The organism is Vibrio sp. Vf1514, from assembly GCF_052076135.1.
Taxonomy (GTDB): Bacteria; Pseudomonadota; Gammaproteobacteria; order Enterobacterales; family Vibrionaceae; genus Vibrio; species Vibrio furnissii.
Window position 1 is genome coordinate 2956185 of the sequence record NZ_CP197267.1, and the last position, 16865, is coordinate 2973049.

Below are 16865 nucleotides of genomic sequence, written 5' to 3' on the forward strand. Positions count from 1 at the left end.
AACGTCACTGGTAATCAAACATTGAATTTTCAGCGCTTAGGCAAGATGGCGTAAGCGCTTCCCAGATGAGGATAAGATCATGGCTTTTAACCTACGTAACCGTAATTTCCTGAAACTACTCGACTTCACACCACGCGAAATTCAACACATGTTGGATCTAGCCGCTGAACTGAAAAAAGCCAAATACAACGGCTATGAACAGCCACGCCTGACTGGCAAAAACATTGCACTGATCTTTGAAAAAACCTCCACTCGTACCCGTTGTGCATTTGAAGTGGCGGCATTCGACCAAGGCGCGCAAGTGTCTTACCTTGGCCCCTCAGGCTCTCAAATTGGTCACAAAGAATCGATGAAAGACACCGCCCGCGTGCTGGGTCGTATGTACGACGGCATTGAATACCGCGGTTTCGGTCAAGCGATCGTTGAAGAGCTGGGCGCACATGCCGGTGTACCGGTATGGAACGGTCTGACTGACGAATTCCACCCAACGCAAATCCTCGCTGACTTCCTAACCATGATGGAACACAGCCGTGGCAAACAACTGCACGAAATCAAATTCGCTTACCTTGGTGATGCGCGCAACAACATGGGCAACTCATTGATGGTCGGCGCAGCGAAAATGGGCATGGACATTCGCCTCGTGGCACCTAAACAATTCTGGCCGACTGAAGAATTGGTCGCCACTTGCCGCGAAATCGCCAAACAAACCGGCGGTAAAATTACCCTGACTGACGATGTGCAAGAAGGTGTGATTGGCTGTGACTTCCTCTACACCGACGTGTGGGTGTCTATGGGCGAAGCGAAAGAAGCGTGGGCAGAGCGCATTAACTTGATGCTGCCTTACCAAGTCAACATGAACGTCATCAAAGCAACCGGCAACCCGCATGTGAAATTCATGCACTGCCTGCCAGCATTCCATGGCGAAGACACCACCGTGGGCAAACAACTGGCACACGACTACCCAGTGCTGAAAGACGGCTGCGAAGTGACTGACGAAGTGATCGAATCCGACTACTCCATCGTGTTCGATGAAGCGGAAAACCGCATGCACACCATCAAAGCAATCATGGTGGCAACACTCGGCGACTAAGCCAAAAACCAAAACTTCCTTTACCTACCGACCAATGCGGGCTGAATAAAGCCCGCATTTTTTTTCAGCCTTTTTTCAACGCTTTTTCGGCAAAACCCATCACCAAGCCAGACGCATAAACTGGTGGGTAAAATGCAGAACATTTGGGTAAAATTCGCATAAAAATCCACAACTTGAATATTTTTCAAAAGCTATTGCACCGGTGATTTTTGTCCGTATAATCCTCCGCAATTTGTCTACAGGGAACAAAAAATGAGCGTATTCAATCGAGCATCGCGTTTGAAAAGCCGTCCGTATTGGGCGCGTCACGCCGTTTTGTTTTGCTGTGGTGATCGTTGTTAAAGCCTCCTATTTCAGGAGGCTTTTTTTTGAGTTTTTTTCGTCCTCAGCCCATCGGCCGAGCCATGAACCCACACAAAAGGAAGAGACGTTATGGCACACTCGCTGTTTAACCGACACATCATTTCGATTCCAGAATTCACACGCCATGAACTGGAACTTATCGTCGATACGGCCGCCCGCCTCAAAGCGGAACCTAACCCTGAGCTGCTGAAAAACAAAGTGGTGGCGAGCTGTTTCTTTGAACCCTCCACCCGCACCCGCCTGTCGTTTGAAACCGCAGTACAACGCCTCGGCGGCACCGTGATTGGCTTTGACAACGGCGGCAACACCTCGCTGGCGAAGAAAGGCGAAACGCTAGCCGATTCAGTGCAAGTGATTTCCTCGTACGTCGACGCGTTCGTGATGCGCCACCCGCAAGAAGGTGCCGCGCGTCTCGCTTCCGAGTTCTCCAACGGCGTGCCAGTGGTCAACGGCGGGGACGGCGCCAACCAGCACCCGACGCAAACCTTGCTCGATCTGTTCTCGATTTACGAAACGCAAGGCACGCTGGATAACCTCAACGTCGCATTCGTCGGTGATTTGAAATATGGCCGCACCGTGCATTCGCTGACGCAAGCACTGGCGAAATTCAACAACATTCGCTTCTTCTTCATCGCCCCCGAGGTCTTGGCGATGCCCGATTACCTGTGCCAAGAACTGGAAGAAGCAGGCATCGCATTCAGCACTCACGCCAGCATTGAGGAAGTGGTGCCGGAGCTGGATATTCTGTACATGACTCGCGTGCAAAAAGAGCGCTTTGACGAGTCCGAATACGCGCACATGAAATCGGCGTACGTCCTCTCGGCCGACACACTCAAAGCAGCGCGCGCGAACCTGAAAGTGCTCCACCCGCTACCCCGCGTGGACGAAATCACCACCGACGTGGATCACACCCCTTACGCCTACTATTTCCAACAGGCCGAGAACGGCGTTTATGCCCGCCAAGCCCTACTCGCCCTTGTTCTGAACCCAAATCTATAAGCAGGAGATGTCATCATGGTAAAAGAGAACCAACTACAGGTAGAAGCGATCCGCAACGGCTCAGTGATTGACCACGTTCCTGCCAACCTCGGCATCAAGATTCTGTCGCTGTTCAAACTGCATGAAACCAATCAGCGCATCACCATCGGCCTCAACCTGCCCTCGTCTGCGCTGGGTCATAAAGATTTGATTAAGATTGAGAACGTCTACCTGAGCAAAGAGCAGGCCAACCAACTGGCGCTGTACGCACCGAATGCGACCGTGAACCAAATTGAAGAGTATCAGGTGGTGAATAAACTGACGCTGGCACTACCTGAGCGCATCGACGGCGTGTTTGCTTGCCCGAACAGCAACTGCATCTCACACGGCGAGCCGGTCAACAGCCGCTTTCGCGTGATTTTGAAACAAGAAAATGTGCAGCTCAAATGCCACTACTGTGAAAAAGTATTCTCGCGCGAAATCATGACCGAGAACTGATTCACCGCCAGCCACTCAGCCGCCTACGTTGGCGCTGAGTGGCCCTTCGCTCACCGCACGCAATATTGCATAAAGTTACATCACTTCAACATAAAATACCAAGCATGACATATTTATCCGAATTATTGTTTGGTGATCCTATTCAAAAAGCCACATTGTGAATAATGGTAAGCTGCTGCCATCAACGATAATGATCCCAGTGCTCAACACAGGTTTCCCGCCCATGCTGCGATGTGCATCGTGGGTGGATGTCGCACTCTAAGGCTTTGGGAGTGTGCTGACAGGGTATGGAATACCAGATTGTCTCGCGCCTAGGCGTGACTGGATAAGGAGTTACCCGTGAACAGAAAAATGCCTCACAGTGCACTCACGTATGAGGATGAATCTCTGGCGGCGGCGTGCAAACGCCTGCTTCAACAGCAGAGCTTTGCCAATCAAAATGAACTGCGTGAAAAACTCATCGAACTGGGCTTTGAGGGCATCAGTCAATCGACGGTGTCGCGCCTGCTGTCACAGCTTGGCGTGGTGAAAGTACAAAATGCCTGCGGTAAGAAAGTTTATTGCATCACGGTGGAAACCGCGCCGGTGCGCGTGGAATCCTCCATCGCCTCGCAGATTGAATTTATCACTCACAACCAAGCGATTGTGGTGGTCAAAACCCATCCCGGCAGCGCGCAATTGGTGGCGCGACTAGTGGACATCGACCCGCACAGCGAAATTCTTGGCACCGTGGGCGGCAATGACACCGTGCTGGTGATCCCGCGCGATGCGAATAATGTGGAAGCGTGCGAACACATCGTCAAAACCCGCCTCGGCGTGGCCTAACTCAAGCACCCGCCCTGTGCGGGTGTTTGCTCACGGTTTTTCAGCAAATTGACGCCATTTGCGACCCAACATGAAACCAAATCCCCTTTCCACCGGTCTCATCGAACACCCCCCCAAACACTCCGGGTGCGCCTGATGTTGCACAGAATTTGACACCAACAAACGCAGTCGCGGATTTTTTGGGTATAGTATGACCGTCCACTTTTTCAGAATGTCTCGATGATGCGTATATTTTTGTCTTTTTTTCTGCTGCTGTGTGCCGCACTCAGCCAGCCCGCACTGGCCGCCTTTGGCAACAGCAATCCGCTGGCGCTGGGCAGTAACTCGCGTTTTGTCACCGTCGATGAAGCCTTTCCGTTCAGCTCATTTCAACAAGGCCATCAAATCTACCTCGATTGGCAAGTGAAAGACGGCTACTACCTCTATCAAGACCGCATCAGCATCAGCGCCGACAAGGTGACGCTGGGCGACTATCAGTTGCAGCAAGGTCAGCCGTATCACGATGAATTCTTTGGGGATGTCACCATTTACACCACGCCGTTGTCGCTCGCGCTGCCGCTGAGCGACTACCAAGACGGCGCGCGTCTGATTGTGCAGTATCAAGGCTGTGCCAAAGCGGGCTTCTGTTATCCGCCGGAAACGCGTGTGATCGACATCGAGCGTTTCAATGGCACGCAGGCCGCCGCCATAACACCCGCGCCGTCAGCCACAACCGCATCGACGGACAACGCCGCTATCCCCCCCAGCAGCATACCCGCGTCTCAACAGGATTCTCTGGCATCACAACTGGCCGATGCTTGGTGGACGCCACTGCTGTTTTTGCTGCTCGGCATCGGGCTGGCGTTTACCCCATGCGTGCTGCCCATGTATCCGATTCTAACCAGCATTGTGCTCGGTGGCGGCCAGTTGTCGCACCGCCGCGCGCTGCTGCTCAGTGTTGTGTATGTGCAAGGCATGGCGCTGACCTACACCCTCCTCGGGTTGGTGGTCGCTTCAGCCGGATTGCAATTTCAGGCCGCCTTACAGCATCCGTACGTGCTGATCGGCCTCAGCGCGCTGTTTGTGCTGCTCGCCGCCTCCATGTTCGGCCTTTACACCTTACAACTGCCCAGCCGCGTCCAGACTTGGTTGAACAACCTCAGTAACCAACAACAAGGCGGCAGCCTCGCGGGCGTATTTGCCATGGGGGCGATTTCCGGTTTGGTGTGTTCGCCCTGCACCACGGCGCCGCTGTCCGGCGCATTGCTGTATGTGGCGCAAAGTGGCGATTTACTCACCGGTGGCGTGGCGCTCTACGCACTGGCTCTCGGCATGGGCATTCCGCTGATTCTGGTGGCGGTGTTTGGTAACCGTCTGCTGCCCCGCGCAGGCATGTGGATGGAGCGCGTCAAAACACTGTTCGGCTTTATTCTGCTCGCGGCGCCGATTTTCCTTTTGGAGCGCCTGCTGCCTGAATTCTGGGCCACCGCGCTGTGGTCTCTGCTTGGCATCGCTGCGTTTGGTTGGTTGTACCATGTTAAAAACAGTCTGCCGTTTGCCGGCTGGAAGCAGAGCCTGCTGGGCATCATCGCCATGCTCGGCCTGCTGGCCTCAGCCCAGCCGCTCCTGAACCATTGGCTGCTGCCAGAACACGCAGCCACGCAGGCACAACCGACGATTGCATTTACGCGGATTGCCAATGTGGACGATCTCAACCGCGAACTGGCCAACGCCAAAGCGGCTGGCAAACCGGTGATGCTCGATTTCTATGCCGACTGGTGCGTGGCGTGTAAAGAGTTTGACAAGTACACTTTCCACCATCCGGATGTGGCGCAGAAACTGAAAAACTTTGTCTTGCTGCAAGCCGACGTCACACGCAACCAGCCGCAAGACATTGCCCTGCTCAAACAGCGACAAGTGTTGGGGCTACCCACGATTGAATTCTGGAATGCTCAAGGCGAATCGGTGCCCAACGCGCGCATCACCGGCTTTCAACCTGCCGAGCAGTTTTTACAGCATCTCAAAAACCATCAGCTATAACGGGTCACCGTTTTGGCATGGCAGATATTTTAGTCAATGAAGGAAGTGACTGAAATATCTGCCTAATTTTCACGCTCCCGCAGGCACACACGACCAGCGATCGTGCAATGCAACCGCTGTCTAACAACATTGTGTGCGCCGTGCGACACCTCCGCCCCCGCTCCACCCTGCGCCTCCCCCTTCAATATGTGCCAACGCTCACTACAACTCATACCACATTTGGTGACGCGGACTCCAAGCCGAGATTTTTTCTGTCACCAAATTATCTTTACGGCACTGACTCACACTTTGTAGCCCCAGCCGGCTTTTAGCATATCGATTGCAAAAAGAGCCGGGCTAAGCATGGCCAGGCGATCATAACAATCAGGAGTCTACAAACGTGAACAAACCTACTCTGCCTCATTCGGTACTTTGGCAGGCGATGTTGCCAATCATCGCCGCGGGAGTGTTGGTCGGCTGTAATTCATCGTCTGACGATGATGACGTCGACACTGGCACGCAAACGGTCACGGTCTACTACAAAGCCAACGACACCGTGACAACATTGAGCGCCGACAGTACGGCCTACGACAATGCGACCTTATACATCTGGAACGACAGCAACTGTAACGCCTTTGCCGGGGATACCAGTGCCGCCTCGGATTGGAACCAAGGGCTCCCCGCAGACGGTGTTGATCCTGAATTTGGTGCCTACTGGACGCTCAGTTACAACCAAGACAGCACGCAGTGTATTAACTTCATCCCGCGTGTCGACGGCAACAAAGTGCTGGGAGAATACGATGGCAAAATCGATCTGACCCAACTGGGAGAAAACGACAGCGCCTACACTCAGCAAGGGGTTGCGGCGGTGTATCCGGAATTGATTCCAACCAGTGACTTAGCGGCCAATACCACACGTATTTACTTCAATAGCACCGACGGTGATCTCGACGCGTTTACTTTGCACGTGTGGAATAACGAGACCTGCACCAGTTTTGATGACAGCAATACCACGTGGCCGGGGATGGCTCCCACTGGCTTTAGTTCTGCGTACGGTGCGTATTGGGATCTGCCGACCAATGATGAAAACACCTGTATTAACATCATTCCTAACGACAACGGCACCTACCAGACCGCCGATTTGAGTTTTGATTTTGCCAAGCAAAGCGTCATTGGCCCGATTGGATTTGTGTTTAAAGGCACCGACAAAGTTTATTACGAACCTTTAACCCGGTTACCGCAAACGCAAGTCGCCCTGAGCGGCGCCAGCGCCATTTTTGCCGATGCCAGCACGCTGCTGGTGGCCAGCCTCGATGCCACATCGCTGTCGCTGTATTACTCCGAAACCGGCGATCTGGCGTTTAACAGCAGCAGTAAAACCGTGACCGGTTTTGATGACCTCATCACCACCAGCCAAGCGGGCAGTGATGATTGGAAGAGCAGCAAACCGCACCTAGTCGATGCCTTCAAGGCGTTTCAATTTGATTTTTCCACCGCACAACACGATTTAAAAACCATGCTCAAAGGCCAGCTGTGGTTGGTCGCAAGTGACAGCAGCGGTGTAATTCTGGCGACCGAAGTGCAACCTGCCAGCGCTTTGGATGCCCTCTACGCCGATACCGCCAGTCAGTTGCAATATGGCGCGATCGTCAGTGGGAACACCACCAGCTTCCGTCTCTGGGCCCCGACCGCGCAATCGGTCGATTTGGTTGCCTATGATGCCGACAAACAGCTCAAAGAAACCATTGCAATGAACTGGGACAACACGTCCGGTAGTTGGTATGCCGCCGAGACGGCGCTGACGCATGGCGATTTTTACCGCTACCGCGTGAAGGTGTATCACCCTGCGACCGATCAGGTGGAAGAGTATGAAGTCACCGACCCATACTCTCACAGCTTGGCCCGCAACTCGGAATACAGTCAGGTCGTGAACCTCGACAGCACCGAGGTAACGCCAACCGGTTGGGGCACCTTAAGTGCACCGCATACACAAGACAACCCATCTCAATTCGTCTTGTACGAAGCGCACGTGCGCGATTTCTCCTCATCAGACAGCAGCATGGCCGCGCAATACCGTGGCAAGTTTGCCGCCTTTACGCAAAGCGATTCCGTGGCGGTCAGCCATCTGAAAGCGCTGGCGAATTCTGGCGTCACGCACCTGCACCTGCTGCCGGTGTTTGACATTGCCACCATCAATGAAGACCCCGACCAAGTGGCCGATATCGACCAGCCATTCAGCAAGCTGTGTGAACTGCAGCCGACAGTCAGTGCCGACAGCGACTTTGGCGCCTACTGTAGCAGCAGCCAAACCATTGCCGATGTGTTTAGCGCGCTGCAAAGCGACGACAAACAGACGCAGGCCGTGCAACGCCTGAACGCCTTTGTGCGTGATGTGGACAGCTTCAACTGGGGCTACGACCCATTCCACTACACGGTGCCGGAAGGCTCTTATGCCAGCGATCCGGATGGCCTAGCGCGGATTCTTGAATTCCGTCAGATGGTCATGGCGATCAAGCAAGACGTCGGCCTCAATGTGGTCATGGACGTGGTGTACAACCACACCAATGAGTCGGGCACCTCTTCGAAATCGGTACTCGACCGCATCGTACCTTGGTATTACCAACGCTTGAATGAGTATTCCGGCAGCGTTGAGAACTCCACGTGTTGTTCCAACACCGCGCCAGAAAACCGCATGTTTGCCAAGTTGATTGACGACTCCATCGCCACGTGGGTCCGCGACTACAAAATCGATGCCTTCCGTTGGGATTTGATGGGCCATCACCCCTTGGCGCAGATTCAGCACACACTGCAAGTCGCACAAGCGATTGATCCTCAAGTCTACTTCTATGGTGAGGGTTGGGATTTTGGTGAAGTGGTCGGCGATCGTATGTTTACCCAAGCCAGCCAATCCAACTTAGGCGGCACCGGGATTGGCTCCTTCTCGGATCGCCTGCGTGATGCGGTGCGTGGCGGCGGCCCATTCGATAGTCAAGACGCTCTGCGTTCAAATCAAGGCTTTGGCAACGGCATTTACGTGCAGCCCAATGACTTAGCGTCGAGCGACACTCTGGCCAGCGCGCTGCATCTGTCTGATTTGGTTCGCCTTGGCATGGCCGGTAACCTCAAAGCGTTTACCTTTATCGACAGTCAAGATAACACCATCACGGGTGAAGAGCTGGACTACAACGGTCAACCCGCCGGTTATGCGGAAGATGCGTGGGAAATCCAAAACTACGTCTCGAAACACGATAACCAAACGCTGTGGGACAACAACCAGTACAAAATCGCCTATGACGCCTCCGTCGAAACGCGTGTCCGCATGCAAGCCGTCAGCCTCGCATCCGCCATGCTAGGGCAAGGGGTGCCGTTTATCCACATGGGCAGCGAACTGCTACGCTCGAAATCCATGCAGCGCGACTCGTACGACTCGGGCGACTGGTTCAACCGCGTCGACTTTAGCATGCAAGGCAACAACTGGGATGTGGGCTTGCCTCGTTCTGATAAAGATGGCGACAACTGGGACATCATCACCCAAGTGATCACCGGAGCAGGTGAAGCGGCGAATCCAGGCGCAGACAACATCGCAGCGATGAACCGCTACTTTATGGAGATGGCCCAATTGCGCGCCTCATCCGGTTTGCTGACGTTAGGCAAAGGCAGCGAGATCATCAAACGCGTTGCCTTCCACAACACCGGAAGCACTCAAATTCCTGGCTTGATCGTGATGAGCATCAACAACAGCACCGACGTGTTCGATTCAACCATCGATGCTGAGCGCAGTGGCCTGATCGTGGTTCTCAACGCATCACCGACCGCGGTTAGCAATTTCGCCGGCGTGGATGCCAGTGGCTATCAGCTGCATAGCATTCAACAACAGGCGGGCAGTGATTCAATCGGCTTTGGTGCCAGCGTAGACGACGGCAAGCTGTCCGTTCCGGCTTGGTCTGTCGCCGTTTTTGAAGCCCCAATCACGAATTAAGTCATCACACATTGTCCATAACCTTTGCGCTGAGCGTAGCATACGACGCTCAGCGCTTTTTTTTTGTTGTTGCAGCGATCTGACCCAAAATAGGGATACAGTTCAGACTTTTAGTGTGTGAGCATTGTCCATATTTTCAAAGCGGACAATAATTTCATTAACTTATTTGTTCAAAGTGTTTAACGTCATGGACTCGACCTACACCATCATCATCGCCGATGATCATCCGCTATTTCGCAATGCCTTGTTCCAATCGGTGCACATGGCAGTCAGTGGGGCGAACCTTCTTGAAGCCGATTCGCTCGAAGCGCTGCTTGCATTGCTCGACAAAGGATCGGAGCCGGACCTATTGCTGCTGGATTTGAAAATGCCCGGAGCCAATGGCATGTCTGGGCTAATCCACCTGCGCGCCGAACACCCGGATTTGCCGATTGTGGTCGTGTCGGCCAGTGAAGAGCCGTCGGTGGTGTCACAAGTTAAAAGCCACGGCGCGTTTGGCTTCATTCCCAAATCGAGCGACATGCGCAGCTTAATCAGTGCGATTAATCAGGTGTTGAACGGCGAACCATACTTTCCGGAAGGGCTGATCGCAAATGCAGGCGCGTGCAACGATCTGGCGGAAAAAATAGCCGCCCTCACCCCCCAGCAATACAAGGTTCTGGGCATGTTATCGGACGGCTTATTGAATAAGCAGATTGCTTATGAGTTGAATGTTTCGGAAGCCACCATCAAAGCACACATGACGGCGATCTTCCGAAAACTTGGGGTGAAAAACCGCACGCAGGCGGTGATCCTGTTGAAGGAGATCAGCGAGTAAATTTACTCGCTCGCTTCCTGAATATCTTTCTCGGCTGGCAGACGCAGACCCACTTTCACCACCTGCCAGTCCACCACATCCGCCACAACCCAATACAGGCCGTGCCACTCAAAATGGTCACCAAGAACCGGCGTGGTGCCAAGGTGTTCGGTCACCAAGTCCTTCAGGGTTTTCTCATCATTGAGTTCACCGAGATCCAAACCGTAAATCATCGCCACATCGGACAACTTCGCATCGATGTCTAGGAAGAAGTCACCAAAGAATCGCGCCAATGACGCTTTTTCAGGCGCTTCACTAAACAACTGACTCAAGGCTTCCAGATCTTTTTCCTGCGCCAACACACACAGCGTATCGCCTTCTTCCAGCTTGGTACTGCCCGATGGGTGAAGCAACTGCTGCTGACGGAAGAGCGCCGCAATCCGCGTGCCCTCAGGCATGAAGAGATTACGCAGTGGCTCGCCAATACACCATTTTTCCTGTTTCAGCTTATAGATGAACAGCTCCCACTCGCTGGTCGGGAAAATTTCCACGCCCGTGCGAGACATCGGCTCCGGTTTAGATGGCAATTCCACTTTCGCCAGTGACATCGCTTTGGTCAGCGTTCCACCCTGCACAATCAGCGACACCATGACCACGAAAAACGCCAAGTTAAAGTAGAGCTGCGCGCCCGGCAGACCGGCCATCATCGGGAATACCGCCAGGATGATCGGCACAGCGCCGCGCAGACCCACCCAAGAGATGAACCATTTTTCACGCGCGGTAAAGCTCTTGAATGGCAACAGGCCAATCCAAACCGAAATAGGACGCGCAAACAAGATCATCCCAAACGCCAATGCCAGACCCGGTAGCATGATCGACACCAGATTCGACGGCGTCACCAGCAGCCCCAGCACCAAGAACATGCCGATTTGCGACAACCACGTCATGCCATCCAGCACGTTCAAAATCGAGTGGCGGCTGCGCGTTGGACGGTTACCAATCAGTAACCCCACCAAATAAATCGACAAAATGCCACTGCCGCCCAGCGCATTCGACAACGCAAAAATGATCAAACCACCGCTGATGGTCAGAATCGAATACAGCCCTTCTGGCAATTGGCTGCGGTTAATCAGTTTCCACAGTAGCCAACCGCCACACAGGCCGAGCAATGCCCCCAAACCAAACTGCTTCACAAAACTCAGCGCCAGAAAACCTGCGCTCAGATCGGTGCCTTGGCTGCCCAGCACGGCAATCATTGTCACGGTCAAAAAGACCGCCATCGGGTCGTTGGTCCCCGATTCAATTTCCAGTGTAGCGCCGACACGTTCGTTCAGGCTGCGTCCTTTCAGCAGCGAGAATACCGCTGCCGCATCGGTCGAGCCGACAATCGCGCCAACCAAAATCCCTTGCATCAAATCGAGATCAAATAGCCATGCCGCCATCAATCCCGTTAACATGGTGGTAATCGCCACCCCCACGGTCGCAAGCGATACCGAGGGCCAAAATGCCACTCGAAAACTTGCCACCCGAGTGCGCATACCGCCGTCGAGCAATATCACCGCCAGCGCGAGGTTACTCACCAAATACGCAACCGGATAATTATCAAATAAAATGCCCCCGAGCCCATCTTCCCCAGCCACCATACCGACGGCAAGAAACACCAAAAGAATTGGAATACCCAATTTTGAGGATACAGGGCTTAAGAGAACGCTAAGCGCGATAAGTAATGCGCCAATCAGAAAAAAGCTGTTGATGGTGATCGCGTCCACTCTTTAGCTCCCTTGATTAAATTGTTGTTATTATACGGTGGAACCCCACCGCCCGCTGCTCGCCTATTGTGCACGAAAACTCCCCACTTTTACGAAAAGTTTGTGTAAACAAATACCACCAAGTTCTCATGGCATAAGACTTGCGCCGATCTTGCCCTCACGCTCATGACACCAATTTCGCATCAAAACGTTATCTGAGCACAATTTTATGACGTTCTGGTGTTAGACCTTTGGCTAATTTAACATCACCTTAACATAAAACACACATCACAAACTCGCAGACACGCTTTGATTTTAAAGCGTTTTAAACAAAAAACGTCACGACTAAAGTTGCACAGATCCCTTGCCAAAACACTGCTAGATTACAAATCGTAACATTGCGTTAACACAACATCTCATCAGGAATAGAAACGGAAGGAGAAGGCCATGGCGTTCGAATCAACAGAACATGCTCAAGCCTACTGGAAGGAAAACTTGGGAATTATGGGCGCACTGCTCGCAGTGTGGTTCCTTGTGTCATACGGGGCCGGCGTGCTGTTTGTCGATGCGCTGGACACCATTCAAATTGGCGGCTTTAAACTCGGCTTTTGGTTTGCCCAGCAAGGCTCTATCTACACCTTTGTCGCCCTAATCTTTATTTACGTTGCGCGCATGAATGCGCTCGACAAGAAATATAACGTACATGAAGACTAAGAGGGTTTAGAAATGGATATTCAAACTTGGACGTTTATTCTGGTTGGTCTCTCATTTGCGCTGTACATCGGTATCGCGATTTGGGCACGTGCGGGATCCACCAGTGAATTTTATGTCGCCGGCGGTGGGGTTCACCCGGTGGCAAACGGCATGGCCACGGCAGCCGACTGGATGTCAGCGGCTTCTTTTATCTCCATGGCCGGGATCATCTCTTTCATCGGTTACGATGGCGCGGTTTACCTGATGGGTTGGACGGGCGGCTACGTGCTGTTGGCACTGTGTTTAGCACCTTACTTGCGTAAGTTCGGCCAGTTCACCGTGCCTGACTTCATTGGTGAGCGTTACTACTCCAAAACCGCCCGTATGGTTGCGGTATTCTGTGCGATTTTCGTCTCGTTCACTTACGTGGCCGGACAGATGCGTGGTGTGGGTGTGGTGTTCTCTCGTTTCCTCGAAGTTGACATCAACATGGGTATCATCATTGGTATGGCGATCGTGTTCTTCTACGCCGTACTGGGTGGCATGAAAGGCATCACTTATACGCAAGTGGCTCAATTCTGTGTGCTCATTTTCGCCTTCCTTGTGCCCGCCATCTTTACCTCAATCATGATGACAGGGAATCCGCTGCCTCAACTGGGCATGGGTTCCACCGTTGCCGGTAGCGATGTGTACTTGCTGGATAAACTCGATGGCTTAACCCAAGAACTCGGATTTACCGCGTATACCCAAGGGAACAAGAGCATGGTGGATGTGTTCTTCATCACCGCCGCGCTGATGGTGGGTACGGCGGGTCTCCCCCACGTCATCATCCGTTTCTTCACCGTGCCGAAAGTCCGTGATGCGCGTATCTCGGCAGGTTGGGCATTGCTGTTCATTTCATTGCTGTACACCACTGCACCGGGTGTGGCTGCGTTTGCTCGCGTCAACATGATCGACACCATCAACGGTCCGGACATGCAAGGCGTGCCGGGGGATCAAGCACCAAGCTGGTATAAGAACTGGGAAAGCACTGGCCTAGTCGGCTGGGAAGATAAGAACGGCGATGGCCGCATGTTCTACTCGGGCGACGAACGTAACGAGATGAGCATCAACCGTGACATCATCGTTCTGGCATCGCCAGAGCTGGCCAAATTGCCAAACTGGGTCGTCGGCCTACTGGCTGCAGGTGGCTTAGCCGCAGCACTGTCAACTGCAGCAGGTCTGCTGCTGGTGATCTCAACCTCGATTTCACATGACTTGTTGAAAAAAGGCTTCCGACCCAATATGACCGACAAACAAGAGCTGCTCGCGGCGCGTTTGGCGGCCATCGTGGCCATCATCGGTGCCGGTTACTTGGGGATTAACCCGCCCGGATTTGTGGCGCAGGTGGTTGCGTTCGCCTTCGGCTTGGCTGCCGCCTCCTTCTTCCCAGCCATCATCTTGGGTATTTTCTACAAGAAGATGAACAAAGAAGGGGCGATTGCCGGTATGGTCGCTGGTATTGTCTTCACCGCAGCGTACATCATCTACTTCAAGTTCATTAACCCAGCGGCAAGCACGCCAGACAACTGGTTCTTCGGCATCAGCCCAGAAGGCATCGGTACACTGGGTATGTGTCTGAACTTTGTGGTCTCAATCGTCGTGAACAAGTTCACCGCCGAAGTCCCGAATGAAGTTCAAGACATGGTGGAGTCTATCCGTTATCCGAAAGGTGCCGGTGCTGCTCACGACCATTAATCCTCTCCAGAGGAGCGAATTGTAGGGATTCTCTCCACAAAAAAGCCCGGGCATATGTCCCGGGCTTTTCTTTGGCAATTCACCACGTTTTGTCTACGCTTTGGCAACCGAAAAATTCGGATTCACCGCCGTCAGTTTGCGGATCAGGTAGTTGAGCAGCACACCGTACATTGGCACGAATAGCCCCAAACTGATGATCAATTTAAAGCTGTAATCCACCAGCGCGATTTCCGTCCAGTGCTGCGCCATAAACGGATCGGGACTTTGATAAAAAGCAATCGCAAAGAACGCGATGGTATCGAGCGCATTCCCAAACAGCGTAGATGCCGTAGGCGCGACCCACCACTGCTTCAATTGGCGCAGGCGGTTAAACACATGCACGTCCATAATTTGGCCGAGCAGATACGCCATAAAGCTTGCTGCCGCGATACGCGCGACAAACAGGTTGAATTCACTCAGCGGCGCCACACCTTGAAATTGACCTTCAAAGAACACCACCGACAATCCATATGACACCAACAGCGCCGGCAACATCACCAAAAAGATGATTTTGCGGGCCATTGGCGCCCCAAAGATACGCACCGTTAGGTCGGTTGCCAGAAAAATAAACGGGAACGTGAAAGCGCCCCACGTGGTATGGAAGCCAAACACGGTAAATGGAATCTGCACCAGATAGTTGCTCGAGGCAATGATCACCAGGTGAAATAGAACGAGATAGGATAAAGCTTTGCGCTGCTGCGCAGGGGTAAAGTTACTCATTGTGTACCTTTTTAGTTTGTTTTGGGGGCGAGGGAACCCAAATGGAAGCCGCAGCTTCACGCATCAATGTTCGTGTTGACGTCGTTCTGGCTCGCAGCCAGCGTCAAGGGCGGCGATTATACCGTAATCAATTCGCCCTGCAAGTGAGCAAAAAATAGCAAACGTTTTTATCCTCAAATGATTGTGTTCTGCCCCGATCACTCATACCACGAAACCGATCTCATTCGGTGACCTTTTGCTTGAGAAGATCCAAAGGATCGTGCTAATCTTCGCCTCCATTTTTCTGGCCTAAAATTCATCCTCTGAATGAACAAATGCGGGCCAGTGCTATCTTTTAGGGTGTTGCACGCACACGCGTGAGCACACAATCCCAACCCAAAGTGGAACCGAACAGATGGGCAAAGGTACTCTATACATCGTCTCTGCACCAAGTGGCGCAGGCAAATCGAGCTTGATCGCGGCGCTGTTGGAACGCAATCCAACGTACGCGATGAAAGTGTCCGTTTCGCACACCACGCGCGGCATGCGCCCGGGCGAACAAGACGGCGTGCACTATCACTTCGTTCAGAAGGAACACTTCGAAGACTTGATTGGCAAAGGCGAGTTTTTGGAGTACGCCGAAGTGTTCGGAAACTACTACGGCACATCCCGTGTCTGGATTGAGGACACGCTAAATAAAGGTATTGATGTCTTTTTGGACATTGACTGGCAAGGTGCGCGTCAAATCCGCGAACAGATGCCAGCATCGAAAAGCATCTTTATTCTGCCGCCATCCAAAGAAGAGCTGGAACGTCGTTTAAACACGCGCGGCCAGGATAGCGAAGCAGTGATTGCAAAACGGATGAGTGAAGCGCAGTCAGAAATTTCGCACTACAGCGAATACGACTACGTGATCATCAACGACGATTTCGATGTCGCACTGATGGATTTTAAAGCCATCATGCGTGCAGAAAGATTGAAGCAGGATAAGCAAGCTGCTAAATATAGCAGTATGCTGGCTGCACTTCTGGCGGACTAAGCCCGCCACCATGAAATTGGCCAGCCTGTCGCTAGTATCTCAACGCGTTAGGCTGTATACTTTCTCGTCATTCAACATTTTAGTTAACTATTTGGAGTTCTCATGGCACGCGTAACTGTTCAAGACGCTGTTGAAAAAGTTGGCAACCGTTTCGACCTAGTTCTGATTGCGGCTCGCCGCGCTCGTCAAATGCAAACTGGCGGTAAAGACTCACTGGTGCCGGAAGAGAACGATAAGCCAACGGTTATCGCTCTACGCGAAATCGAAGAAGGTCTTATCACGAAAGATGTGCTAGACGCACGTGAACGCCAAGAGCAGCAAGAGCAAGAAGCAGCAGAATTGGCAGCGGTGAGCAGCATCGTGCACAACCGTTAATTCTGCAT

The 16865-nt window shown here is 52.8% G+C and carries 13 protein-coding genes; 11 read left to right on the forward strand and 2 right to left on the reverse strand.

All coding sequences use genetic code 11. The annotated features are described in order from the left end of the window. Window positions 1-79: 79 nt before the first annotated feature. The 7 genes from argF to ACS18Q_RS13765 all read left to right on the forward strand — a co-directional run bounded on the left by argF (window position 80) and on the right by ACS18Q_RS13765 (window position 10548). Window positions 80-1090: an ornithine carbamoyltransferase gene (gene argF / locus ACS18Q_RS13735; RefSeq protein ID WP_004728500.1), complete on the forward strand. Its 1011-nt coding sequence runs from the start codon at window positions 80-82 to the stop codon at window positions 1088-1090. Between the two features lie 432 nt (window positions 1091-1522). Beyond that, window positions 1523-2452 (forward strand): aspartate carbamoyltransferase, encoded by a 930-nt coding sequence (gene pyrB / locus ACS18Q_RS13740; RefSeq protein WP_004728499.1) that lies wholly within the window; start codon window positions 1523-1525, stop codon window positions 2450-2452. Window positions 2453-2467: 15 nt separating this feature from the next. Further along, entirely contained in the window at window positions 2468-2929 is a 462-nt protein-coding gene (pyrI, locus tag ACS18Q_RS13745) for an aspartate carbamoyltransferase regulatory subunit (protein ID WP_004728498.1), read from the forward strand. 351 nt (window positions 2930-3280) lie between these two features. Continuing rightward, window positions 3281-3754: an arginine repressor gene (locus tag ACS18Q_RS13750; RefSeq protein WP_172475432.1), complete on the forward strand. Its 474-nt coding sequence runs from the start codon at window positions 3281-3283 to the stop codon at window positions 3752-3754. Window positions 3755-3976: 222 nt separating this feature from the next. Continuing rightward, complete coding sequence (locus ACS18Q_RS13755; RefSeq protein WP_441257649.1) at window positions 3977-5773, forward strand: protein-disulfide reductase DsbD; 1797 nt, start codon at window positions 3977-3979, stop codon at window positions 5771-5773. A gap of 379 nt (window positions 5774-6152) precedes the next feature. Next, window positions 6153-9731: a pullulanase-type alpha-1,6-glucosidase gene (pulA, locus tag ACS18Q_RS13760; RefSeq protein ID WP_441257167.1), complete on the forward strand. Its 3579-nt coding sequence runs from the start codon at window positions 6153-6155 to the stop codon at window positions 9729-9731. Between the two features lie 187 nt (window positions 9732-9918). Then, window positions 9919-10548, forward strand: a complete 630-nt coding sequence (locus ACS18Q_RS13765; protein ID WP_004728494.1) for a response regulator transcription factor — start codon at window positions 9919-9921, stop codon at window positions 10546-10548. A 2-nt stretch (window positions 10549-10550) separates the two neighbouring features. Here the strand turns inward: ACS18Q_RS13765 and ACS18Q_RS13770 are convergent, their stop codons facing one another. After that, window positions 10551-12296, reverse strand: a complete 1746-nt coding sequence (locus ACS18Q_RS13770; protein ID WP_004728493.1) for a potassium/proton antiporter — start codon at window positions 12294-12296, stop codon at window positions 10551-10553. A 426-nt stretch (window positions 12297-12722) separates the two neighbouring features. Between ACS18Q_RS13770 and ACS18Q_RS13775 the strand changes: the two genes are divergently transcribed. After that, complete coding sequence (locus tag ACS18Q_RS13775) at window positions 12723-12989, forward strand: DUF4212 domain-containing protein (RefSeq protein ID WP_004728492.1); 267 nt, start codon at window positions 12723-12725, stop codon at window positions 12987-12989. Window positions 12990-13001: 12 nt separating this feature from the next. Continuing rightward, complete coding sequence (locus ACS18Q_RS13780) at window positions 13002-14705, forward strand: sodium:solute symporter family protein (RefSeq protein WP_004728491.1); 1704 nt, start codon at window positions 13002-13004, stop codon at window positions 14703-14705. A gap of 93 nt (window positions 14706-14798) precedes the next feature. Here the strand turns inward: ACS18Q_RS13780 and ACS18Q_RS13785 are convergent, their stop codons facing one another. Then, window positions 14799-15464 carry a 7-cyano-7-deazaguanine/7-aminomethyl-7-deazaguanine transporter gene (locus tag ACS18Q_RS13785; RefSeq protein WP_004728490.1) on the reverse strand — a complete coding sequence of 222 codons (666 nt, stop codon included), beginning with the start codon at window positions 15462-15464 and terminating at the stop codon, window positions 14799-14801. A 394-nt stretch (window positions 15465-15858) separates the two neighbouring features. Here ACS18Q_RS13785 and gmk point away from each other — a divergent pair, with 394 nt between their 5' ends. Both gmk and rpoZ read left to right on the forward strand, forming a co-directional pair. Beyond that, window positions 15859-16482 carry a guanylate kinase gene (gene gmk, locus ACS18Q_RS13790; RefSeq protein ID WP_014204297.1) on the forward strand — a complete coding sequence of 208 codons (624 nt, stop codon included), beginning with the start codon at window positions 15859-15861 and terminating at the stop codon, window positions 16480-16482. 102 nt (window positions 16483-16584) lie between these two features. Continuing rightward, window positions 16585-16857: a DNA-directed RNA polymerase subunit omega gene (rpoZ, locus tag ACS18Q_RS13795; RefSeq protein WP_004728487.1), complete on the forward strand. Its 273-nt coding sequence runs from the start codon at window positions 16585-16587 to the stop codon at window positions 16855-16857. Window positions 16858-16865 lie beyond the last annotated feature (8 nt).

Bases quoted from the DNA above. Each gene is read 5' to 3' on its own strand.
- argF (WP_004728500.1), top strand. From the start codon at position 80: ATGGCTTTTAACCTACGTAACCGTAATTTCCTGAAACTACTCGACTTC.
- pyrB (WP_004728499.1), top strand. From the start codon at position 1,523: ATGGCACACTCGCTGTTTAACCGACACATCATTTCGATTCCAGAATTC.
- pyrI (WP_004728498.1), top strand. From the start codon at position 2,468: ATGGTAAAAGAGAACCAACTACAGGTAGAAGCGATCCGCAACGGCTCA.
- ACS18Q_RS13750 (WP_172475432.1), top strand. From the start codon at position 3,281: ATGCCTCACAGTGCACTCACGTATGAGGATGAATCTCTGGCGGCGGCG.
- ACS18Q_RS13755 (WP_441257649.1), top strand. From the start codon at position 3,977: ATGCGTATATTTTTGTCTTTTTTTCTGCTGCTGTGTGCCGCACTCAGC.
- ACS18Q_RS13765 (WP_004728494.1), top strand. From the start codon at position 9,919: ATGGACTCGACCTACACCATCATCATCGCCGATGATCATCCGCTATTT.
- ACS18Q_RS13775 (WP_004728492.1), top strand. From the start codon at position 12,723: ATGGCGTTCGAATCAACAGAACATGCTCAAGCCTACTGGAAGGAAAAC.
- ACS18Q_RS13780 (WP_004728491.1), top strand. From the start codon at position 13,002: ATGGATATTCAAACTTGGACGTTTATTCTGGTTGGTCTCTCATTTGCG.
- ACS18Q_RS13785 (WP_004728490.1), bottom strand. From the start codon at position 15,464: ATGAGTAACTTTACCCCTGCGCAGCAGCGCAAAGCTTTATCCTATCTC.
- gmk (WP_014204297.1), top strand. From the start codon at position 15,859: ATGGGCAAAGGTACTCTATACATCGTCTCTGCACCAAGTGGCGCAGGC.
- rpoZ (WP_004728487.1), top strand. From the start codon at position 16,585: ATGGCACGCGTAACTGTTCAAGACGCTGTTGAAAAAGTTGGCAACCGT.